This window comes from Natribacillus halophilus (assembly GCF_900100185.1).
Taxonomy (GTDB): Bacteria; Bacillota; Bacilli; order Bacillales; family Marinococcaceae; genus Natribacillus; species Natribacillus halophilus.
Genome location: NZ_FNEN01000002.1, coordinates 275,307 through 297,938 on the forward strand (window position 1 = coordinate 275,307; position 22,632 = coordinate 297,938).

A 22,632-nucleotide genomic window follows, 5' to 3' on the forward strand; every position below is an offset into this window, starting at 1 on the left:
TCATCGAAGAAAAAAAGAGAGGTCCAATAATATGCAGGATAAGAAAGTGGTTTATACTTTCTTACCTGCTAAAAAAAGAACCGAAGCCTTACAGCCTCAGTTCTTTTCCTTTCCTTAGTGTATCGCTTCGTTATTCATTTCTATCGGTCGTTGGCCGGAAATTTCTTTTTCTTCCTCGACGGTTACTCGTTCCACTCTCGCGCCAAGTTGTTGCAGTTTCCTGTGAAAATCAACGTAGCCTCGATCGATATGCCGCAGTTCCGCTAATGTTGTTTCGCCTTCTGAGACCAGACCTGCAGTTACAAGCGCCGCGGCTGCCCGCAAATCGGTGGCGGACACCTCACCGCCGGTCAGGCGCGTCGGACCTGTAATAATCGCCGAGCGATCTTCAATTTTAATGGAAGCATTCATACGGCGAAATTCCTCGACGTGCATAAAACGGTTCTCAAACACGGTTTCGGTGACGATACTCGTTCCTTTTGCCTGCGTGAGCAAAACCATAAACTGCGCTTGCATATCCGTCGGAAATCCGGGATGCGGCATCGTCTTAATGTCTACCGGCCGTAAAATATCCGGACCAATGACGCGCATGCCATTATCCTTTTCTTCAATGACAACACCCATTTCGCGCATCTTGGCTACGAGCGGACGTAAATGTTCGGTGAGCGCGCCCTCGACAAAAACGTCTCCGCCGGTGACGGCCGCCGCTACCATGAAAGTGCCGGCTTCCACGCGATCCGGGATAATCGTGTGATCCGCCGCTTCAAGACGATCCACGCCATCGATGCGTATGGAATCGGTCCCCGCACCGCGAACGACACCACCCATCGCATTCAGGTAGTTTGCTAAACAAACGATCTCCGGCTCTTCGGCCACATTTTCAATAATCGTCGTTCCTTCAGCCATAGTCGCGGCCATCATAATGTTCTCGGTCGCTCCCACGCTTGGGAAGTCGAGATAAATTTTTGCTCCTTTTAAACGGCCTTCCACCTTGGCTTCAATATAGCCTTGCCCGATTTCTACCTGTGCACCCATGGCTTCAAAGCCTTTTAAATGTTGATCGATGGGTCGGGATCCAATCGCGCACCCACCGGGTAAAGCGACATTCGCGCGACCGGTGCGCGCAAGCAACGGCCCCATCACAAGGAATGAAGCGCGCATTTTTCGGACATACTCAAACGGGGCAGTCGGACGTAACGTTTTCCGTTCGGCGTTTGCCGTAAAGACGCCATCTTCATACGAGACATTCATTTGCAGGTGATTTAAAACATTTTTCATCGTGTATACATCTGCTAAAGGAGGAACATCATATATCGTGCTGGTTCCTTTTTCAGCCAAAAGCGAAGCCGCGAGTACAGGTAGAACAGCATTTTTGGCGCCTTCTGTCCTGACGGTTCCTGACAGCTTCTTTCCTCCTCGAACTTTAAATTTTTCTTTCAACGTATTCCCCTCCGCGTCCAGTAATTCTTTGCCTCATGGCTGGCGAACAACATGTTGGATCATTCACTTTGCTTTATTCTATTCATCAGATTAATTGGGCGTTCCCTGGGCGTAAACATAACCTGCCGTTTCCAATTCGGGCTCTTCATTTCGAGCCGGTTCGACATTTTCCAAACGAACCAGTAAGTACCATGACGTCTCCGTCTTATCAGACGACATTGTCCAATAAAGGTTACATCTTTTTTAAAAAAAATGTTCTAATTTTTCCCGGCTTGTTTGGCTTTTCCCATTCCGCTCTTCTGCCAAACCCATGTTTAGCTTTGTCAATATACGTCGATTGTATTGATTACCTTTATTGTTCACGTTTGCGTTTGCGGCATACTTGCCACGGCGACATCCATTTTTTGGCAATTAAGCTCTAGAAAAGATAACGCAAATTTAACGCTTCATTGAGGTAATCCAGGAAAAAGCTGCTCACTAAATGGGTGATTGCGATAGCCACCAGAATAAACAACATGACACCTTTGGCGCTCTGCGGATGACGAACAAGAACATCAAATTTAAACGCCTGCAAGCTCCACCATACAATAACCAGTACGAACAGGTTAAAGAAAATATGTAGCAACGCTTGCTGTCCAAATTCAATTTCACCGGGCATTCCTTTTCAACGTCCCTTTCTTTTTCCGTGCTTTTCTCTTTTTATTGCACGTTTTCGTTAACTTGACCCGCCTTAACGATTTCTACGATACAATAAAAAGTATATCAGATTAACATAGTCCTGTCGATAAAGGCAGCCACGGCATTTGTTACGAAAAAACATCAATTTGAATATATTCTTCCCAAGCGGTTATATGTCCTGATGTACATAAAAAACCGGAAGAGTCCCTAAAAAACTCTCCCGGATTCGAATTAGCGGCGGTCGGCCACTTTTAAGCGCATTTCCGCGCGTAGCAACGCTTGTCTTGCCCGTTTTTGATCAATCGTTTCATCTTGCTGGTTCAACCGTTCCTCTGCCCGTGCTTTCGCTTCTTTGGCGCGTTCAACATCGATGTCCTCCGGACGTTCGGCCGTTTCGGCAAGAATGGTAACCTTATCGGAGCGAACTTCTATAAAGCCGCCGCTGACCGAAATACTCTCCTCGTTGCCGTCATTTTTGACGCGAACGGCCTCAGTGGTAAGCGTAGCGACGAGAGGAATGTGTCGGGGCAGGACACCGATTTCCCCGATCTCCGTTTTCACCGAAACGATGTCGGCTTCATTTTCATATACATTCCCGTCAGGGGTAACGACGCTAACATTGGTCTTCAAGGTGATCGTCCTCCTTTAGGCCCTACGGGCTTACGCCATTTCTCCCGCTTTTTGGGTCACATCTTCGATCCGGCCCACAAGTCGAAAGGCGTCTTCCGGAACATCATCATGTTTGCCGTCAAGAATTTCCTTGAAACCACGGACGGTTTCTTTTACTGGAACATACGAACCCGGTTGGCCGGTGAATTGTTCGGCCACGTGGAAATTCTGGGACAGGAAAAATTGAATGCGACGGGCGCGGGAAACGGTTAATTTGTCGTCTTCCGACAACTCATCCATCCCGAGGATCGCGATAATATCCTGAAGTTCCCGGTATTTTTGCAAGGTTTGCTGCACTTCCTGGGCCACTTCATAATGTTCTTCGCCGACGATTTCCGGTGCGAGGGCTCTCGATGTTGAATCCAAAGGATCAACAGCCGGATATATCCCCATGTCCGAGAGGCTACGCTCCAGGTTCGTCGTTGCATCCAGGTGGGCAAAGGTCGTTGCCGGTGCCGGGTCTGTATAGTCATCGGCAGGAACATAAATCGCCTGAATCGATGTAACCGACCCTTTTTTCGTCGTTGTGATCCGCTCCTGGAGTTGACCCATTTCCGTTGCCAATGTCGGCTGGTAACCAACCGCGGCAGGCATACGGCCGAGCAGGGCGGATACCTCTTGTCCAGCTTGGGTGAAACGGAAAATATTATCGATAAAAAGAAGCACATCCTGGCCTTCTTCATCGCGGAAATGTTCCGCCATCGTAAGACCGGTCAGAGCTACACGCATACGAGCCCCCGGCGGTTCGTTCATTTGCCCGAAGACCATCGCTGTTTTTTCAATAACCCCGGATTCTTTCATTTCATAGTAAAGGTCGTTTCCTTCACGTGTACGCTCACCGACACCGGCAAACACGGAAATCCCGCCGTGTTCCTGGGCGATGTTGTTGATCAGCTCCTGAATAAGAACGGTTTTCCCAACGCCGGCACCGCCGAAGAGGCCGATTTTTCCCCCTCGCACGTAAGGGGCGAGCAAGTCCACGACCTTGATGCCTGTTTCAAGCACTTCGGTGCCTGTCGTCAATTCTGTAAAATCCGGGGCTTCCCGGTGAATCGGTTTTCGTTCTGCTTCATCACCAACCGGTTCGTCAAGATCGATATTTTCTCCCAATACGTTAAAAACGCGACTCAACGTAGCGTTCCCGACCGGTACGGAGATGGGCGCACCTGTATTGCGGACAGGCGTTCCGCGCTTGAGCCCTTCGCTCGAGCCCATGACGACGGTGCGAACACTGCCATCCCCGAGGTGAAGCGCCACTTCAAGGGTTACGGCGACCGATAGTTCTTCATCATTTTGATCGACGACGAGGGCATTGTTTAATTCCGGAAGCTCACCGTCGTCAAAACGAACATCTATAACGGGACCCAACACTTGAGTGATGTATCCTTGGCTCATGATTTTACCTCCCTTTTATTCCAGTGCCGCGGCACCGCCGACAATTTCGTTGATTTCCTGCGTAATGGCAGCTTGGCGCGCACGATTATAGGACAATTGCAGCTCATCGAGAAGGTCATCTGCATTGTCAGAGGCCGCTTTCATCGCTGTCATTCGGGCGGCGAATTCCGCGGCTTTAGCATCCAGTAATGCACCATAAATAAGACTTTCGGCATATTGGGGAAGAAGGCTTTCAAGGATAGCGTTTTCGGAAGGTTCATATTCGTAGTTTGGCGTCGCGCCAACGCTTTCTTCCAGCTCTTCTGCCAAAGCCGTCAAAGGCAAAAGCTTCGTCTCGGTGACATCCTGGCGCATCGTATTAACGAAGTGGTTATACCACATATATAATTCGTCGATGCTCTCTTCCTCAAACATACCGACAGACTGCCGGGTGATGGATTTCACCTCGTCAAAAGAAGGGTTGTCCGACAATCCCGTGTATTCTGCCTCGATGGGAAAGTTCAGGCGCTTCAAAAGATCACGGCCGATTTTTCCAATAATAATAATGGAATATTCATCGGTGGACTGATGTCGCTCAGAAATCGTCTGCCGCAAGGATCGCACCAAATTGGAGTTGTATCCGCCGGCCAACCCTTGATCGGAGGTGACGACGATATAACACGTTTTTTGAATCGGGCGCTGTTCCATCATCGGGTGGCTGGCATCACTATTGCCCATGGCGATGCTTGCCACCACTTCCTGGATTTTCTGCATATAGGGTTCATACGCTTGTGATTTCGCCTGGGCTCTCGATTGCTTGGAAGCCGCGACCATCTGCATCGCGCCTGTGATTTGCTTCATGTTTTTCGTAGAGCTAATCCGACCTTTTATTTCACGTAGTGAAGCCACTGTCGAATCACCACCTTTTCCTATCGATCCTTATGAATCAGAAGGATGAAAGATTTTCTTGAAGTCCCCGATCGCTTTGTCGAAGTCTTCTTTTTCCGGTAACGTACCTTTTTCCCGAATATGATTGAGTATTTCTTTATTGTTTTGCTGGAGATGGTTGTACAATTCTTTTTCAAAACGGCGAACGTCCGCTACGGGGATGTCATCAACAAAGCCGTTTACGAGCGCATAAATGATCGACACTTGATATTCCACAGCTAACGGCTGATTTAAATCCTGCTTCAACAATTCCATGGTGCGCTCACCGCGGTTCAACTTATCCTGGGTCGCTTTATCCAATTCGGACCCAAACTGGGCAAACGACGCCAATTCCCGGTACGAAGCCAAATCGAGACGCAATGTACCGGCCACTTTCTTCATCGCTTTTAACTGCGCCGATCCACCGACACGAGACACCGATGTTCCCGCGTTGACCGCCGGTCGCTGACCGGAGTTGAACAGACTGGATTCCAGAAAGATCTGGCCGTCGGTAATGGAAATGACGTTGGTGGGAATATAAGCGGAAATGTCCCCTGCCTGCGTTTCGATAAACGGCAATGCAGTCAGTGAACCGCCACCCTTTTCATCATTTAATTTTGCCGCTCTTTCCAAAAGGCGCGAATGCAGGTAGAAAACATCCCCCGGAAACGCCTCGCGTCCCGGCGGGCGTCGAAGCAAAAGTGAAAGCTCACGATAGGCGGCCGCTTGCTTCGTCAAGTCATCGTAAACGACGAGGACGTGCTTGCCATTATACATGAATTCTTCACCCATGGATGCCCCTGCATAGGGTGCCAGATACAAAAGAGGTGCCGGTTCGGCAGCGTTTGCCGCAACCACGATCGTATATTCCATCGCGCCTTTTTGGCGGAACGTTTCCACGAGTTGGGCTACGGTGGATTTCTTTTGGCCGATGGCGACATAGATGCAAATGACATCTTCATCTTTTTGATTCAAAATCGTGTCGATGGCGAGGGCTGTTTTCCCGGTTTGTCGATCCCCGATAATCAACTCCCGTTGGCCACGGCCAATGGGTATCATCGCGTCAATCGACTTAATGCCCGTCTGCAATGGTTCTTCCACGGATTTACGATCCATAACCGATGGCGCAGGGCTTTCGATCGGGCGCGTTTTCGTCGTGCCCAAATTCCCTTCGCCATCCAAAGGTTGCCCAAGGGGGTTTACGACACGCCCGAGCAGCTCCTCACCGACGGGAACCTCCAAAATACGCCCGGTACGCTTGACCTCTTCTCCTTCACGAATGTCATCATACGGCCCGAGAATCGTCACACCGACATTATTTTCTTCAAGGCTTTGGGCCATGCCCATGACACCATTTTCGAATTCGAGAAGCTCGCCGGACATGGCGTTACTCAAGCCATATACACGAGCAATCCCGTCACCGATTTCTATGATGATGCCAACCTCGCTGACTTCGACGTTCGCTTGAAAATCTGAAATCTGATCCTTAATCAGCGAGCTGATTTCATCAGGTTTAATGCTCAATTCTTTCACCCCTTCAGTTAACGGTTGGTAGTGACAAGTTTTCGTTCCATCCGTCGCAGCATCCCGCGGACGCTGCCGTCGTAGACACTGTCGCCGATTTGAACGATCAAACCGCCGATAAGATCATCGTCTTCCTCGCTGGTGACCACGACTTGACGGTTATTGACTTTTTTAGCAAATTGACGGGCGACTTCCTCTTTTTCCCGGTCGGAAAGCGGGCGAACAGCACGAACATTTGCCCGTGCAATCTGAAATTCTTCATCGGCAAACGATTGAAAAGCATGAGCGACAGGAGCGATGATATCGATTCTCCCGCGATCGACCATGACATAAAGCGTGTTTAAGATGATAGCATGGCAGTCGGAAAACCCTGTTTGAAGCAATGTGCGCTGGTCTTTCACTGACATACGGGGATGTGCCATCACTTCCTGCAATTGCGGCACGGATTCAAAAACCGCTTGTACACCCTGAATTTCATCGTTGATTTGTTCGACAATGCCCTTTTCCTTTGCCAGTTCAAAAAGCGCTTTGGCATAACGGTTGGCTACTGCAGGAGCGCTCATTCGTCACCCACCTCTTTAAGGTAGCTATCGATCAGTTTTTCCTGTTCGCTTTCATCCAGTTCTTTTTCGATCACCTTCGTGGCAATAGCGACCGAAAGCGTGGCAACCTGGTCACGAACGGACTCCAGTGCCTGTTCTTTTTCCCGGTTGATATCGGCGGCCGCCGCTTCCTTTAAGCGCTCGCCTTCTGCTTTAGCGTTATCGATGATTTCCCTGGACTGTTGTTCACTCATTTTAGTGGCATTATCCATCATTTCCTGTGCCTGTTGACGCGCGTTATTGAGTTCTTCGCGTTGTTGTTCGAGATACTTCTCAGCTTCCACGCGGCTCTCTTCGGCATTGTCGAGGTTATCGTTCACTTGTTGTTCCCGTTTGCGCATAACACCAAGCAACGGTTTTAACGCCCAGCGACTGACAACCCAAATGAGCAATGAAAAGACCACCAACTGATACAAGGCATTGCCCCACTCAATATCGGCTATAAACTCCATGGTGTCCATTCCCTGGTTCACTCCTTCCTACGATACATAAGGAATGGCGAAGTCGCCATTCCAGTTTGGATGTGGACGGGCATTATTATCCGCCGATGCCGAAGACCAACATGAACGAAATCGCGATGGCGATAATCGGAACGGCTTCTGCAAGCGGAATACCAATGAACATTAAAGTTTGTAATGATCCCCTTAGTTCCGGTTGACGAGCTACACCTTCCAATACAGCTTTTACGATAATCGCGACGCCGATAGCTCCGCCGATGGCCGCGAGTCCTGCTGCTATCCCTGCTGACAATTGAGCCATTGGATAAATCCTCCTTTAATGTAATAAAAAAATAATATTGATAACATACCGTTCCGGAGGGGCCGGATCCGGCTTCCGGCTTCCGACATCTGACTTCCGGAATAGTAGGCGTTATTCATGTCTTTAATGTGATTCAACTTTGTGCGCCATATAAACCATCGAGAGCATGGTGAAAATGAAAGCCTGCAAGGCCCCGATGAAAATACCGAACGCCAGCCAGGGGGCTAACGGAAGCCATGCCAACAAGGCCCCTAATATTCCTACACCCGCAAGCGAAACGATCAGGATCGTAACAAGCTCCTTGGCGAAAATATTTCCAAACAAACGCAATCCCAGTGTCAGGAAGTTTGAAATTTCCTCAATGATCTTAAACGGCAAAAGGATCGGTGACGGGCGAAAGTAATCAAGAAAATACTCTTTCGGTCCCCGAATTTTTAAACCGTAAAAGTGCGTGAGAATGATCACGAATGCAGCCATCGTAAGCGTGAGCACAGGATCCGACGTCGGTGAGTTCCATAGGACAAAGTGATCGGTCTCTGTTGCCAGTTCAAACGGAATCCCCAGCATATTGGCTACGAATATATAAAACAAGAGCGTGTAAGCCAAAGCAATGAATCTCCCGCCTTTGTCCCAGGACATGTTGGATGTAATGATGTATCTCGTGAAATCCATAACCCACTCGATGAAGTTCTGTAAACCTGTCGGCCGCATCGCGAGCTTCCGCGCGCCTACGATGCTGAAAATCGCTACGATGACTGCCGCGACAGTCGACATCAGCATCACCGTGAAGCTGAAATTCAGGTCGAAATCGCCAATCGGCACCGTAAAGGTTATATCCTGATGCACTGTGTTCACCTCTCTTTTTGTAATTGTACAAACATATCCACTGTAATGTAGAGATAAAGACCTGCATATCCTGCCAATACAGCCCCCAGGTGAAATGTTTCGGGAAAGATGAGAGCAATGGCAACAGCCACGGCTATCAAACCGTACCGAAGAACAACCCCAAACGCAGTCATCAGATAGGAAAGCATACCGGGCGTTTTCCTAACCGCTGCCTTCTCGATCACCAGAGCTTTCATATATATGGAAGTAAAGCCAAGGAAGCAAGAAGCCATGCCGAGCAAAAAACCGAACATGACAGAATGATATGGTGTCAGGAAAAGAGCGCAAATATTTATGAAAACGACGACTGCCACGACCCAGCAATAAAGCTTCATTCGATGTCGGAGCAGCGGCATTATTCGTCATCCCCCAAAAAGGGCTTAACCGCCCGTACAACGCCATAAAAACCTGACGAAATCCCCAGCAACATACCAATAATGATAAAAAGGGGGGCTGTATCGAAGGTGCTGTCCAGCCAATATCCGAGGAAAACTCCGCCGACTACCGATCCGACAATGGATGACAAAATAGCAGATACGAGCACTGAGCTACGCCAGGGGTTACGTTTTCCGTTACCTTTGGCCATGAAGCCTCTCCCTTCGGCCATTATTCCATCTCATTTCATCCTGCATGGGATAGACTGAACCATCAATCAGGATGACCCTTTGTAATCTTACAATAGGGACTACCTTCTGTCAACGGCTTCTCGCACGGTTTGAAGTGGGTGTGAGGAGGGTTGGAAGAGAATGTATTGTGTCAAAACAATGACAATTCCCTTACGGGAATGGGCTTGGCCCATTCCTTTCTTATCATGCATAAGTGCAACTAAGGCTTTCGCCAGGCTTGGCGATAAGCCAAGTTTTCTTTATTCCTGTTCCTCCATAACGACAATGGTTGTCTCCAAAGTGTCATCCCGATCCTTAAGTTTAGCATAAACAACGCCGTGATACACCCCGGGCTCCAAATCAATTTCCCCTTCTTGGAACTCCCTTTCAAATGGACCTTCCGGTAAGTTTTTTTGCCGATCAATGGTCGTTATATACGCTAATGTATCCGGGTCATAAAGGGTGATTTCCAACTCTTCAGCCCCGCCGGGCAGGAAGACTTCATACATCCAGGCGTCGCTGTCGGGAAGCTGGTCAAATTGAAAACCACTCAAGCGCGGATAATCAGGCTCATCGCTAAAGAGGAGAAATGGCAGGGACACATCCTGCTTGCCGCCATTGACTTTGATCTCCCCGTCAATCCGTTTGAAGTCAATGATATCAGGTTGGATTTCAACCTGAATGGTCGCTGTTTCCTTTTCTCCGGCATCCAGCGTCATGGGCATTGGCATTTTCCAATCTAGGCCGGTCCCCAATGACGTCGGAACGTCAAAGGAATAGGTCCTTTTGTGCTCGCTTTGATTTTCAATCGTTATGTCTCTTTTTAAACGTTGATTCGTTTCATCAGCATCCCATACCCCAAAGGATAAGGCCCCCGGATGGATGAGCGTATCGTTTTCAACCGCGGCGCCGATATCCACCCGCCCCGCGCCCTGGACAAATGGCGGATACGCTTCCCCTTCGTCGGTCGTGAGTGAAACCGCTGTATTCATCAGGGTGGCTTTCACCTGTTCCGGCTCCCAATCCGGGTGTGCTTGTTTGATCAAGGCAGCGGCGCCGGCAATATGAGGTGCTGCCATGCTCGTTCCGTTCAATTCGAGATAACCTTCGGGAACGGTGCTATCAATATCCACCCCGGGCGCAACGACATCCGGTTTAATGTCCCACGTTTGTGTGACCGGGCCGCGGGAACTAAACCAGGCCATATGATCGGTTTCTTCCTCATAATTTGTCTCAATCACCACTTCCTTGTTTTCATTTTCTTTTATCGCTTTTTGCAATAGGACGCCTGCATCGTTTTCAATGGCAGCGGCTGTAATGTCGAGAGGTTCTTCCACCGCGGTCATTAACGTGCCCGGAACGTTGTTCATAAGTAAAACCGCATTCGCTCCTGCTTCATCGGCATTTTTTATTTTATCGTGAATCGGGATCCCCCCGCGTTCAATGAGAACCGCACGTCCTCGCACATTTTCCAAATCATCCGGCAAGCCGAGCCCGCCGTCGATTACATTCAGACGTCTTTTCAGCTCCCAGGGATTCGTTCCCTGAATCGGTTGCAAATCCATCACTCTTTCTTCTTCATCTTCAATCTCGGGCACATTTAATCTCGGCACTTTTAGAGGAGGCGTTGAAGCACCGACGGAAATGGATTTTCGGGACGTTCCCGGCGACCCTACACTCCACATGCCAGGACCGCTGTTGCCACTTGAAGTCACCGTGATCACCCCTGCATCCGTCGCTTCATCCAACGCTTTGCTCGTCGGCCAATCGGGTCCATTGACAGGCGTTCCCAGGGAAAGATTGAGTACATCTACACCATCGAGCACCGCGCGATCAATCGCTTCCAGAATATGTTCTGTCGATCCCTGGCCTTCAGGACCCAACGCGCGATAACCGTAGATATCTGCATCCGGCGCTACCCCCCGGACGTTACCGTTCGCGGCAATAATACCCGCGACGTGCGTTCCGTGGAACGTGGCTGCTTTTCCTTTTCGTTTCGTTTCCATGGGGTCGTCATCGCCATCGATGACATCATAACCCTGGACATAATTTCGTTGCAGGTCCGGATGATTGTAATCGATGCCGGTATCAATAATGCCAACCTTTACTCCGTGGCCATCAAGTCTGACTCCAAGGTCATCAAGTTCTGTCCGTAAATTCTCCGCTCCGATAAAAGGAACGCTTTCCCTTAGAGCATGATCATATTGGATGCTTTCGTCGACACGGCTTACGCCTGGGTGTCCTTCTATTTGCTCGGCGTCTGACTCCGGGAGGGTGTATGCCAGTCCATTAAAAGCATAGGTAAACATATAATCCGGTTCAATACCCGATTGTTCCGAGATTGCCTCCCGGACGTCTTCAACATCATCATCGACATGGACGATAACCGTTTTCGTCGCTTCCTGTCCGTCAACTTCGCTGACAAAGGCGAACCCGGCGAGCGTTATGATAAAAAATAAGAACCAACGACGTTTCATGTGTGGCCTCCTCTAATGAACGGTTCAGCTGGACACCCTTATAGCTTGTACGTTCCCTGCCGGATTCATGCACACATGGTTATTCGCCTAGTGCAACGCTTTTCCTCCTGACGATAGGCTCAACTTTGAACATTTTTTCAACTAACTTGCAAAAGTGTCCGGGCTGCGCTCTACTCGGACGACCATTCACCCTGGGTGATACTTCCCTCGGGTGACACCTTTCGCTTCGCCGTTCTGACGGTTTGGGGTGTCGCTCCTCTTGGCTCGGATTTCTGAAACATCCACTAATTCTGTAGCAGCCTATTTTCCGCATCAAAAAAACCGCCACTCCCTTATGGCGGCGGTTCTTTCATCATTCATTTTGTCCCGAAGAGACGATCACCGGCATCGCCGAGGCCTGGCACAATGTAGCCTTTTTCATCGAGTTTTTCATCGAGGGCAGCCAGATAGATGTCGACATCGGGATGCGCCTTTTGCACTTCCGCCACGCCTTCGGGAGCGGCGATTAAGCACATCAGCTTAATGCTTTGCGCTCCCTGTTGTTTCACAAAGTCGATGGCCGCAACGGCTGAACCCCCGGTTGCCAGCATCGGGTCGATCACGATAAGATCGCGTTCTTCAATGTCTTTTGGCAGCTTAATATAATATTCGTGCGGTTCAAATGTTTCCGGGTCGCGGTATAAACCGACATGCCCCACTTTAACGTTCGGCATTAATTTAAGTATTCCGTCCATCATCCCCAGACCTGCCCGTAAAATCGGAACAAGCCCCAGTTTCTTTCCCGCGATCACTTTCGACAGTGAGGGACCGACAGGTGTATTCACCGTCACATCTTCAAGGCTCAGATCTCTCGTAATTTCGAAGGCCATCAACGTCCCGACTTCATCCACCAGTTCCCGAAACTGTTTCGTCCCCGTCGAAACCTCCCGAATGTACGTGAGTTTATGTTGGATAAGGGGGTGGTCAAAAACATGAATTTTTCCCAAGCGATTCACTCTCCTTTAGCATCCGCAGCTTGATATCCTTCAAAATTGTACAGAAAAAAAGAAGAGGCATCAAGTCGCGGCCCCTTCTTTTTGCAGATTTTTCTTATCATGCATAAGTGCAACTAAGGCTTTCGCCAGGCTTGGCGATAAGCCAAGTTTTCTTTATCCCTTATGCATATAAAGGATACTTATTCGTCAAGGCATACACCCGCTCGCGGGCTTCTGCCTGTTTGGCGTCATCATCAATATTTTTCAGCACCAGACCAAAGATCGCCCCGATCTCATCCATGTCTTCTTCCTTAAAGTCACGTGTCGTGACCGCGGCTGTCCCGAGACGAATACCACTTGTGACAAAGGGACTCTCCGGGTCAAAGGGCACAGCATTTTTATTCGCGGTTAAACCGACGTCATCGAGGGCTTTCTCAGCTACTTTTCCGGTCACATTCAGACTTTGTAAATCCAAAAGCAGCAAATGATTATCAGTTCCGCCGGAGACGAGATCAATGCCTTCGTTTTGCAACGCCTCGCCGAGCCGCTTCGCATTTTTAACAATTTGCCCGGCATAGACGGCAAAAGAAGGATCAAGCGCTTCTTTAAAAGCAACCGCCTTGGCCGCAATCACATGCATAAGCGGGCCGCCCTGCATACCGGGAAATACCGTTTTGTCAATTTTCTTTGCAAACGCCTGTTCACAAAGGATCAAGCCGCCTCGGGGGCCACGTAATGTTTTATGTGTCGTCGTCGTAACGAATTGCGCGTAGGGAACCGGGTTTTGATGCTCGCCTGCCGCGACAAGGCCGGCGATATGAGCCATGTCGACCATGAGATAGGCGCCTACCTCATCGGCAATGTCGCGAAACTTTTTAAAATCAATTTTCCGCGGATACGCGGAAGCGCCCGCGACGATTAATTTCGGTGAATGCTCCCGGGCAATGTCGCGTAAATTTTCATAATTGATAAGCTGATCATCTTCATTTACGCCGTATTCCACAAAATTATATTGAATACCGCTAAAATTTACGGGGCTGCCATGTGTGAGGTGTCCGCCATGGGATAAGTTCATGCCAAGCACGGTGTCACCAGGTTCCAGAAGGGTAGAATAAACCGCCATATTCGCCTGCGCCCCGGAGTGGGGTTGTACATTGGCATGCTCGGCGCCAAAAAGTTCTTTGGCACGATCACGTGCTAAATCTTCGGCGACATCAACATGTTCACAACCGCCATAATAGCGGCGCCCCGGATACCCTTCCGCATATTTATTGGTAAGTACAGACCCTTGCGCCTCCATGACGGCTTCGCTCGTAAAGTTTTCGGAAGCGATTAATTCAATTTTATTGCTTTGGCGCGCGTGCTCGTCTTCAATAGCTGCAAAAATGTCCGGATCCTGTTGCTGAATGTTTTTCATGATACGTCTGCTCCTTTCAGGCTATCTCTTTATTTTAACACGGCGAGTTTGCAAAATTAATAACTCGCCCGCGGGCCGCCAATATATTTCGGCCGCGTGCGCGCCATCGTTACGGGGGCCTGTTCCACGAAGGCAAGGCTGCCCCGAACCGGAACGGCCACCGGCTTTAAATGCATGCCGATCAATGTCGCCCCAATATCGATGCCGGCATCGGCGCGCACGTTTTCTACGACGACAGGGTCGTTTCCGTGCGTATAGGCATAGGTAGCTACTGCCCCGCCGGCTCTGGGGGCCGGAATGACCGATACGATGTCCAAGCCATGGTCCCTGGCATACTGCCGATCTACGACGAGTGCGCGATTGATATGCTCACAGCCTTGGTATGCGACTGAACAACCTGTTTGTGCCCGGAAGTCCTCGAACGCATGGAAAACATCGGCGGCGATCGCTTCAGAACCCGCGCTTCCGATGCGCTCTCCGGCCATCTCACTCGTACTGGCGCCGACGACAAGCAAAGACCCGGGCTCAAGGCTTGCCTGCGCATGCAAATCTTTCAGAAGGGTTTCCAGCGAGACACCGATGGCGTTAACACTCATGTTTGGGCCTCCCTTCCTTTCGATTGTCATTTATCCATTTCCATCATTTTTTCCACTCGTTTTTCGTGACGGCCGCCCTCAAAATCCGCGTCAAACCACTGCTTGACGATAGCCCTGGCCATCCCCGGTCCGACGACTCTCTCTCCCATCGCAAGCACATTTGCGTGATTGTGGCGTCTGGCCATTTCTGCGCTGAACGGCTCGGTAACGCAGGCGCAGCGGACACCGGGAACCTTGTTCGCAGTTATCGACATGCCGATGCCCGTTCCGCAAATGAGAATGCCCTGATCGTAATCCCCGGAAGCGACCTGTTCGGCCACAGGTTTTGCAAAATCCGGATAATCCACGCTTTCGGCATCGTTCGCCCCAACATCTTTATATGCAAAGCCCATCTCTTCCAAATAGGGGAGAATTTCTTTTTTTAGTGCCCAACCGGCATGATCAGATCCAATGATTATTTTCATGGCCGCTCTTCCTTCCTTGATTCATATATGATTTCGAGCATTTTATTGATTTGCCTGGCGGTATCGCGATATTCATCAAGATCACCGCCGACGGGGTCGGAAATATCTTCGTGAAAACCGCTTGCTTTCCCGAGTGTCGTGATCTTTTTTTCATGGTCGGGATACCAGCGTACGAGCCGGGAAGCCTGTCCCTGTGTCATCGTCCAGACCTCGTCCGCCCAATCCAGCCATGACAAGGTTAATCGTTCAGCACTGTGTTGGTCCAATGCGGCTCCATGTTCGCGGACAACGATACGTGCATGGGGGGTAGCCGGGCTGCCGGATAATGCCTGCATGCCGGCGGATTTCACTTCCACGTCTTTTCCCTTACTGGACAGGAGAGCCGCTGCCATCGGACTACGGCATGTGTTACCCGTGCAGACGAGCAGGATCCGTTTTACGGCCATTGTGTCTTTCCTCCATCTTTGCTTTACGTCTATTTTAACATAGATAGGCCGGCAATGCTTTTACATTTCCCTAATACCAAAGGGTGTTGAGACCGAACAATAACAGAATGATGCCGCCCAGCATTTCACCCCAGTGACCGATGCGATAACGAATCAACGTCGCCAGTATCAACCCCAGCCAAGTCAAGAAGGCGCTCGTAAATCCAAAAGAGAGAATGACCAATATAGCTTCAGCGCCAAATATTCCGAGCGATATCCCGATGGAAAAACTATCCATACTAACGACGAATGCAAACAAAAATAACCCAAGTCCACGCAAATGCAAAGATGTCTCTTCGCGCTTACGACTCGAGATCATCATTTGAACGCCGATCCATACGAGAATAAAACCGGCTATGAAATGAGCGACATTAAAACTGTACATACTCGTCATCCAATGGCCAATGCCAATACCCAAAAGTGGCATGAGCATATGAAACAGGCCTACGATAGCGCCGACTTTAAACGCGTTGAAGCGAAACGATTGAAAACCGAGAGCCATGGCTATGGCAAACGCGTCCATCCCCAATACGGTTGCAAGCAGCATCATACTAAGCCATTCAGTCATCGCGCGCCCCCCTGTCTCTTCACCATATGCGGACAAGGGTAGGATTAGAAATAGGTGTTGGTGCGATTACCAGAAAACAGTAGAGTGGCGGAAGGAAACGCGATCGGCCAACACCGTTGACGACCTAATGGCTCCCCCTACGACACGTTAGGTCGCCATAAACCTACGATGGCGACCTAACGACTTCCATATCATTGCGTTAGGGGTTCAACGGGTGGCGTTGAAGACCTAATTACCTCTGCGTTTCTTAGTTAGGGGTTCATCCGCGTCGATTGACGACTTAACGGCTTCCGGCATAACGGATTAGGGCTTCATCGGACAATTTAATGGACTTTCACTCGCGCCTTCCCGTAAAACTGTCCAAGCTCTTAGCTTCCTGAATGACCCGCCGCCTTGGACAAGCGGTTCATAATCGCGCTTCCAAGTCCCTTTTCATCAAACGTTTGTATAAACACGATATCAACAGCAAGTTTATCCACAGCCCGTAAATGCTCGTACAAGCGGGCCGATATGCCTGCCAAATCATGAGCATCTCCTAAAATAAGCATCTCATCCGCGAACATTTCCCCGGCCCGATCCGCGGTGACGGCGACCGCTACTTTCTTCCCCTGATCACGGGCCGCATTCACCCGTTCCTGCATCATCTCTGCCGAGCCATCCACAAGCACGACTTTCGTCTCCGGCGCATAGTGGCGGTATTTCATTCCCGGAGAACGCACCTGCTGCGCACCTCCGGATGTCAACGAAAAACCGAGCGTTTCTTCGATTTCTTCTGCCGTTATACCCCCCGGCCGCAAAATGCGAGGAGATTCGTCCCCCCCGCCACTCACATCCAGCACGGTTGATTCGAGGCCATATCCGGTGTTTCCTCCATCGATAATCGCTGCCACGCGGCCTTCCAAATCTTCATACACATGCTCGACGCTCGTAGGGCTTGGCCTCCCGGACCGATTCGCACTCGGCGCTGCTACAGGCACACTTGCTTCTGTAATGATCGCACGGGCCAATTCGTGAGCGGGCATGCGAACAGCTACCGTATCCAACCCGGCCGTAACTACAGCAGGGACCTGTGGACTAGCGCGAAATATCAACGTCAAAGGGCCTGGCCAATAGCGCTGAATCAATGGATCAGCCACAGACGTGCGCATCTCAATTAAGGGGTCCAACTGTTGCAGCGAGCCAATATGTAAAATGAGTGGATTATCGCTTGGACGTCCTTTGGCTGCAAATATTTTTTGCACAGCACGTGTGGATAAGCCATGGGCACCTAAACCGTATACGGTCTCCGTCGGAAAAGCGACAAGCTCTTCTTGCTGCAGAAGTCGTGCCGCTTTTACTACACATTCGCCATTAACATGGTTATCCACAACTAAGTGTTCCGTCTGTTGGTAACTCAAAATGTTCGCTCCTTCATCTCCTGTAACTCTTTCGTGACAACGGCTTTCGCTTTTGAGAGTTATCCACACTCATGCACTGAACCAGTCTTCCCAAACTTCTGCCAGAAAAAATGTAAATTCCGGCTCATTTTCATCAACTTCTTCGGATTCATGGTCTTCTTGTTCCTCTTCGTCCTCTTCTTCGCCGATGCCTAAATCCGTCAAACAAAGTGGCGGAAAAAGGACACACCACCAATTTTCCCCTTCTCCATCTCCAATATCGACCACGAGCGCCTCATAATCGCCCGCCGGATAGACGAGAGGTCCGTACACCTTGGTCGGGAAGGCCACATCCTCGTCCAGCGATACATCCACAGGCATGGAAGGATCATAGCTGTGGACGATGTCTTCGGCCTTCTCTTCAATCGTATCCAAATGAGCGGCAAAGACCTCGCGCGCTTCCTCTTTTGTCGGCACGTCTTCCATATGCTCGGCGCTGTAGATCGCCACTTCATCCCGTACTTCCTGTTTGATCTGTTGGTGCAACAGTGAATCATCATGGGAAAAAATGCGTAAACGAAGGGAGTCTTCCGGTACCGGATCCTCTTCAGGCCAATGCTGCTGTTGACTCTCCCAATTTCCAACGACTAAAAATAATCCGATAAAAACATAAATAATGGCCGATTTCATTTTTACATCCCGTCCTCTCCTACCCATCAGTCTGGGCAGAGGAGAGGAGGGCCTAAACGCATAAACGTTCGACAATGTTTGTGTTTATGATTCTATCACAACAAAACGGTCTTTTCTATTTATGTCCTGGACGATGTCAACATCCGCCGCAGGTAATTGTTGCTCGAAGAGAAGCGCGACCGACGGCCCCTGCAAATCGCCGATTTCAAGGAAAGCCATACCACCTTCAGCCAGAACATAAGGAAGATCCTCTGCCAATTGCCGATAATAAAATAAGCCATCCCCGCCGCCATCCAAAGCCTGGCGCGGCTCGTAATCCCGCACAATCGCATCGAGCCCCCGCCAATCACGCGTAGCGATATAAGGCGGATTGGCGACGAGCACATCCACACGCCGAGCCTGCTCCCGAAGCGGCGATGCCATGTTTCCGTGTATAAACTTAACTGCCGGAGCTCCCAAGGTCCGGGCATTTTCCCGGGCCACCCTCATGGCATCATCGGAAATATCAAACGCCAGCACCTCGGCTTTCGGCCATTCAAGTGCCAGCGTAAGGGCAATAGCGCCACTGCCCGTGCCAATATCCGCAATCGTTGGCTGTGTATAAAGTTTCCCGGCTTTTTCCAATACAATCTCGACCAATTCTTCCGTCTCCTGCCGCGGAACCAGAACAGTCTCATTCACCTTGAAACGACGACCATAAAAAGACGAAACACCCGTGATATATTGCACCGGTTCACCCCGGCCGTGCCGTTCCACCATTTCCTGATATTGTCGGTACTGCTTAACGGTTAACCTTTCCTGCTTATGAAGGTGGTAACGGGGATCGCTTCCTTCCAGTTGCAACACTTCTTGCATCAGCGTATCCGCTGCTTTTTTTTCAAGACCATTCTCCTGTAAAAAAGACGAAGCCCGCTGCAGGGCTTCGAATACACGCGGCGCTTCTGTCATTGTCCCGCGTTCTCCATTATTTCGGCTTGCTCTTCGACGAGCAACGACTCGATGATTTCGTCCAGATGTCCTTGCAACACCTGGTCAAGCTTTTGCAGCGTTAAGCCGATGCGATGATCGGTGACACGGCTTTGCGGGAAATTGTACGTGCGAATCCGCTCGGAACGATCACCGGTGCCGACCGCCTGCTTGCGGTTCTCGGCATATTCATCTTCCGCTTCCTTTTGATACTTGTCGTAGATGCGGGCCCGTAACACCTTCATCGCTTTTTCACGGTTTTTGATTTGCGATTTCTCATCCTGACAGGAGACGACAATGCCGGTAGGTTCATGGGTAATGCGAACGGCTGACATCGTCGTATTGACGCTTTGGCCCCCGGGACCGCTGGAGGCGAAGGTGTCGATGCGTAAATCCTTGTCATGAATTTCCACTTCAACGTCTTCGGCTTCCGGCAAGACGGCGACCGTCGCGGTTGACGTATGAATACGGCCGCCGGACTCGGTCGAAGGAATCCGCTGGACCCGGTGGGCGCCGTTTTCATATTTCATTTTCGAATAAGCGTCGTCGCCGTTAATGGCAAAAATGATTTCTTTATAGCCGCCCATATCCGTTTCATGGGATTCAATCACATCGGCTTTCCAACGGTTCATCTCCGCATAACGGCTATACATCCGGAAAAGATCACCCGCGAACAATGCGGCTTCGTCCCCGCCGGCGGCGCCGCGAATCTCGACGATGACGTTCTTGTCGTCATTCGGATCCTTAGGGATAAGCAGGACGCGCAAATGCTCTTCAAGCTCTTCTTTTTTTGCGCTCAATTCCTCTATCTCCTGATTGACCATTTCCTGCATGTCATTATCCATGCTGTCGTCAAGCATCGTTTTCGCTTCATCCAGCTCTTCACTGGTCTTTTTATAATCACGAAAGGTTTGCACTGTTTCTTCAAGGTCCGATTGTTCTTTCGAATAATCGCGTAATTTATCGGGATCATTAACAATATCAGGGTCACTTAGCCACTCGTTAAGTTGAAAGTAGCGATCTTCCACTGATTGTAATTTATCGAACACAACATTCACCCCATCTCTACTTTCTTTAGTATAATATAAGGTTCCGGGAGCGTCAAAACGACGTTCGCCCAATCATTCGGTTTCCCGGCAAGATTAAAGGGGAACATATCTCATGGAGGTGAGAGTTTGACACGATATGTAATCATCGGCGGTGACGCCGCGGGAATGAGCGCCGCCATGCAAATCGTTCGTCGCGGGCCCGACGATGCCAAAATTACGACGCTGGAGAGAGGGTCCATCTATTCTTATGCCCAGTGCGGTTTGCCTTATGTCATTGAAGGGTCCGTCGCTGCAACGGATGACTTGATTGCCAGATCGACGGATACGTTTCGTAACAAATACGGCATCGATGCGCGTGTGCAACATGAAGTCACGGATGTCAATCCAGAGAAGCAGGAGGTTTACGGTACGAACCTGCAAAGAAACGAATCCTTTACTATCCCTTACGACCAATTGTTAATCGCCACCGGGGTAGATCCTGTGGTTCCTTCCTTGCCGGGAACGGATCTTGCAGGGGTTCATACATTAAAAACAATCCCCGACCTCGAACGCCTACGCTCCGATCTGCACGGGCATCGGGAGATTACGATTGTCGGTGGCGGCTATGTCGGCCTGGAACTGGCCGAAGCCTTCGTAGCCCAGAATTTTTCCGTTCGTATCATCGAGCGCAACCGGCAGTTGGCCAAAATGTTCGATGCGGACATGGTCGAGCACTTACATGAAGAAGCGGAACAGCAAGGCATTGAGCTTTTGTTCGGAAAAACCGTTACGGAAGTCGAAGCGGATGATCGCGGACGCGTTAACGCCCTCATCGTGGACGAAGAACGATTTTCCACCGATCTCGTCGTCTTCGCAACAGGCGTTAAACCGAATACATCTTTTTTACAGGCGACGGGAGTTGACTTGAACAAAAATGGGGCGATCAACGTTGATGCCTACATGAACACGAACATTGAAAATATCTATGCAGCGGGTGACTGCGCCCTGCAATACCATCGGATTAAAGAAAAGAATGATTTTCTTCCTTTGGGTACGCATGCGAACAAACAAGGACGGATCGCCGGCACCAATATGAGCGGAGAGACGAAAACCTTTCAGGGGGTGGTGGGGACTGCCATTTTCCGTTTTATTCGCTTCACAGCCGCCCGCACAGGCCTCTCGGAAAAAGAAGCGGACGCATTGGCCATCCCTGCTGACGCCGTGTCCTATAAAGGTACAGATATCGCCGGTTATTTTACAGAGAAAAAGCCTCTGCACATCAAGCTCGTCTACCACACCGACAACAAACGGCTCCTCGGTGCGCAAGTGATCGGGGAATCAGGCGCGGATAAACGCATTGATGTCGTAGCAACGGCACTTTTTCACAACATGAACATCGATGAATTTGAAGATCTCGACCTTTCTTACGCTCCGCCCTATAACGGGGTATGGGATCCATTGCAACAAGCGGCCAGACGCGCCAAATAATGAAGAAGCCTCTCTGCCTTTTATAGGGGAGAGAGGCCTCTTTTTCGTAGCACGGAAAAATAAAAAGACTGCTCCCGGCAAATAACCGGAACAGCCTCTTCAGTCTTAATCCAAATTGTATTTCTTTTTGAACTTATCGATACGGCCACCGGCATCAGCAGCTTTTTGCTTGCCGGTATAGAATGGATGGGAATCTGAGCTGATTTCCACCTTCAGAAGCGGATACGTGTTGCCATCTTCCCATTCAATCGTTTCAGATGAGGAGCTTGTTGAGCCACCCAAAAATTTAAAGCCCGTACCTGTATCTAAAAAGACAACATTTTGGTACTGCGGATGAATGTCATTTCTCATTGTACGTCCCTCCTCTACGCTCTTGATCAACTAAGAGCTCGTTTCGCACATGAAGTGATTATACCAACGTCGTTACAATTTTTCAAGCCAACGCTATTCGCCGACAAGGTAAAGTCAAAGTAAAACGATTTTTAAGGGAAATAAAAATCGCCTTTCTAAGACGAGCCCGAGGGAGATCACATCGCCCTCTCGGATTGGTTCGATCCCCGTCGTTCGAGGGATGACAACGTGATTCTTGGTCCCTCTCGGAGTGAGATACCCTGCTTTTGGGGTATAACATCGCGCTTCT

The 22,632-nt window shown here is 49.9% G+C and carries 25 protein-coding genes; 1 reads left to right on the forward strand and 24 read right to left on the reverse strand.

Annotation, left to right across the window (positions count from 1 at the left end; translation table 11 throughout):
* Positions 1 to 114 precede the first annotated feature (114 nt).
* From murA to prfA, 23 genes are all read right to left on the reverse strand, one after another.
* Entirely contained in the window at positions 115 to 1,440 is a 1,326-nt protein-coding gene (murA, locus tag BLS58_RS03645; protein ID WP_090396198.1) for a UDP-N-acetylglucosamine 1-carboxyvinyltransferase, read from the reverse strand.
* A 418-nt stretch (positions 1,441 to 1,858) separates the two neighbouring features.
* A complete protein-coding gene (locus BLS58_RS03650; protein WP_090396199.1) occupies positions 1,859 to 2,098 on the reverse strand; it encodes a DUF1146 domain-containing protein in 240 nt (79 codons plus the stop codon).
* Positions 2,099 to 2,349: 251 nt separating this feature from the next.
* Positions 2,350 to 2,748 (reverse strand): F0F1 ATP synthase subunit epsilon, encoded by a 399-nt coding sequence (locus tag BLS58_RS03655; protein ID WP_090396200.1) that lies wholly within the window; start codon positions 2,746 to 2,748, stop codon positions 2,350 to 2,352.
* A gap of 30 nt (positions 2,749 to 2,778) precedes the next feature.
* The gene (gene atpD / locus BLS58_RS03660) at positions 2,779 to 4,182 is read right to left on the reverse strand and encodes a F0F1 ATP synthase subunit beta (RefSeq protein WP_090396201.1); all 1,404 of its coding nucleotides are present in this window, start codon (positions 4,180 to 4,182) and stop codon (positions 2,779 to 2,781) included.
* Between the two features lie 15 nt (positions 4,183 to 4,197).
* Complete coding sequence (gene atpG / locus BLS58_RS03665; RefSeq protein WP_090396202.1) at positions 4,198 to 5,070, reverse strand: ATP synthase F1 subunit gamma; 873 nt, start codon at positions 5,068 to 5,070, stop codon at positions 4,198 to 4,200.
* A gap of 30 nt (positions 5,071 to 5,100) precedes the next feature.
* On the reverse strand, positions 5,101 to 6,612 hold the full coding sequence (gene atpA, locus BLS58_RS03670; RefSeq protein ID WP_090396203.1) for a F0F1 ATP synthase subunit alpha: 1,512 nt from the start codon (positions 6,610 to 6,612) through the stop codon (positions 5,101 to 5,103).
* Positions 6,613 to 6,629: 17 nt separating this feature from the next.
* Positions 6,630 to 7,175, reverse strand: a complete 546-nt coding sequence (locus tag BLS58_RS03675) for a F0F1 ATP synthase subunit delta (protein WP_090396204.1) — start codon at positions 7,173 to 7,175, stop codon at positions 6,630 to 6,632.
* The gene (gene atpF / locus BLS58_RS03680) at positions 7,172 to 7,675 is read right to left on the reverse strand and encodes a F0F1 ATP synthase subunit B (protein ID WP_342705413.1); all 504 of its coding nucleotides are present in this window, start codon (positions 7,673 to 7,675) and stop codon (positions 7,172 to 7,174) included. The genes BLS58_RS03675 and atpF overlap by 4 nt, the downstream gene beginning before the upstream one ends.
* A gap of 76 nt (positions 7,676 to 7,751) precedes the next feature.
* Entirely contained in the window at positions 7,752 to 7,973 is a 222-nt protein-coding gene (gene atpE / locus BLS58_RS03685; RefSeq protein WP_090396205.1) for a F0F1 ATP synthase subunit C, read from the reverse strand.
* A gap of 123 nt (positions 7,974 to 8,096) precedes the next feature.
* Positions 8,097 to 8,819 (reverse strand): F0F1 ATP synthase subunit A, encoded by a 723-nt coding sequence (gene atpB, locus BLS58_RS03690; protein WP_281240987.1) that lies wholly within the window; start codon positions 8,817 to 8,819, stop codon positions 8,097 to 8,099.
* 5 nt (positions 8,820 to 8,824) lie between these two features.
* Complete coding sequence (locus BLS58_RS03695) at positions 8,825 to 9,214, reverse strand: ATP synthase subunit I (protein ID WP_090396206.1); 390 nt, start codon at positions 9,212 to 9,214, stop codon at positions 8,825 to 8,827.
* Entirely contained in the window at positions 9,214 to 9,444 is a 231-nt protein-coding gene (locus tag BLS58_RS03700) for an AtpZ/AtpI family protein (RefSeq protein ID WP_090396408.1), read from the reverse strand. The genes BLS58_RS03695 and BLS58_RS03700 overlap by 1 nt, the downstream gene beginning before the upstream one ends.
* Before the next feature lie 279 nt (positions 9,445 to 9,723).
* Positions 9,724 to 11,940: a S8 family serine peptidase gene (locus BLS58_RS03705; protein WP_090396207.1), complete on the reverse strand. Its 2,217-nt coding sequence runs from the start codon at positions 11,938 to 11,940 to the stop codon at positions 9,724 to 9,726.
* Positions 11,941 to 12,296: 356 nt separating this feature from the next.
* Positions 12,297 to 12,926, reverse strand: coding sequence for a uracil phosphoribosyltransferase (gene upp / locus BLS58_RS03710; protein ID WP_090396208.1), 630 nt, complete (start codon positions 12,924 to 12,926; stop codon positions 12,297 to 12,299).
* A 169-nt stretch (positions 12,927 to 13,095) separates the two neighbouring features.
* Complete coding sequence (gene glyA, locus BLS58_RS03715) at positions 13,096 to 14,331, reverse strand: serine hydroxymethyltransferase (protein ID WP_090396209.1); 1,236 nt, start codon at positions 14,329 to 14,331, stop codon at positions 13,096 to 13,098.
* A gap of 56 nt (positions 14,332 to 14,387) precedes the next feature.
* A complete protein-coding gene (locus tag BLS58_RS03720; RefSeq protein WP_090396210.1) occupies positions 14,388 to 14,927 on the reverse strand; it encodes a TIGR01440 family protein in 540 nt (179 codons plus the stop codon).
* A 26-nt stretch (positions 14,928 to 14,953) separates the two neighbouring features.
* Positions 14,954 to 15,391, reverse strand: a complete 438-nt coding sequence (rpiB, locus tag BLS58_RS03725) for a ribose 5-phosphate isomerase B (RefSeq protein ID WP_090396211.1) — start codon at positions 15,389 to 15,391, stop codon at positions 14,954 to 14,956.
* Positions 15,388 to 15,837: a low molecular weight protein arginine phosphatase gene (locus tag BLS58_RS03730; protein WP_090396212.1), complete on the reverse strand. Its 450-nt coding sequence runs from the start codon at positions 15,835 to 15,837 to the stop codon at positions 15,388 to 15,390. Before BLS58_RS03730 ends, rpiB begins: the two co-directional genes overlap by 4 nt.
* Positions 15,838 to 15,907: 70 nt before the next feature.
* Positions 15,908 to 16,444, reverse strand: a complete 537-nt coding sequence (locus BLS58_RS03735) for a manganese efflux pump MntP (protein WP_090396213.1) — start codon at positions 16,442 to 16,444, stop codon at positions 15,908 to 15,910.
* Positions 16,445 to 16,812: 368 nt separating this feature from the next.
* Positions 16,813 to 17,841: an L-threonylcarbamoyladenylate synthase gene (locus BLS58_RS03740; RefSeq protein WP_090396214.1), complete on the reverse strand. Its 1,029-nt coding sequence runs from the start codon at positions 17,839 to 17,841 to the stop codon at positions 16,813 to 16,815.
* Between the two features lie 69 nt (positions 17,842 to 17,910).
* A complete protein-coding gene (locus BLS58_RS03745; protein WP_176764588.1) occupies positions 17,911 to 18,510 on the reverse strand; it encodes a stage II sporulation protein R in 600 nt (199 codons plus the stop codon).
* An 84-nt stretch (positions 18,511 to 18,594) separates the two neighbouring features.
* Positions 18,595 to 19,458 (reverse strand): peptide chain release factor N(5)-glutamine methyltransferase, encoded by an 864-nt coding sequence (gene prmC, locus BLS58_RS03750; protein ID WP_090396216.1) that lies wholly within the window; start codon positions 19,456 to 19,458, stop codon positions 18,595 to 18,597.
* Complete coding sequence (gene prfA / locus BLS58_RS03755; protein WP_090396410.1) at positions 19,455 to 20,525, reverse strand: peptide chain release factor 1; 1,071 nt, start codon at positions 20,523 to 20,525, stop codon at positions 19,455 to 19,457. The genes prmC and prfA overlap by 4 nt, the downstream gene beginning before the upstream one ends.
* A 126-nt stretch (positions 20,526 to 20,651) precedes the next feature.
* Here prfA and BLS58_RS03760 point away from each other — a divergent pair, with 126 nt between their 5' ends.
* Positions 20,652 to 21,992 (forward strand): FAD-dependent oxidoreductase, encoded by a 1,341-nt coding sequence (locus BLS58_RS03760; protein WP_281240988.1) that lies wholly within the window; start codon positions 20,652 to 20,654, stop codon positions 21,990 to 21,992.
* Positions 21,993 to 22,097: 105 nt separating this feature from the next.
* On the opposite strand, the gene BLS58_RS03765 is transcribed toward BLS58_RS03760, so the two are convergent.
* Positions 22,098 to 22,343: a type B 50S ribosomal protein L31 gene (locus tag BLS58_RS03765; RefSeq protein WP_090396217.1), complete on the reverse strand. Its 246-nt coding sequence runs from the start codon at positions 22,341 to 22,343 to the stop codon at positions 22,098 to 22,100.
* Positions 22,344 to 22,632: the final 289 nt, after the last annotated feature.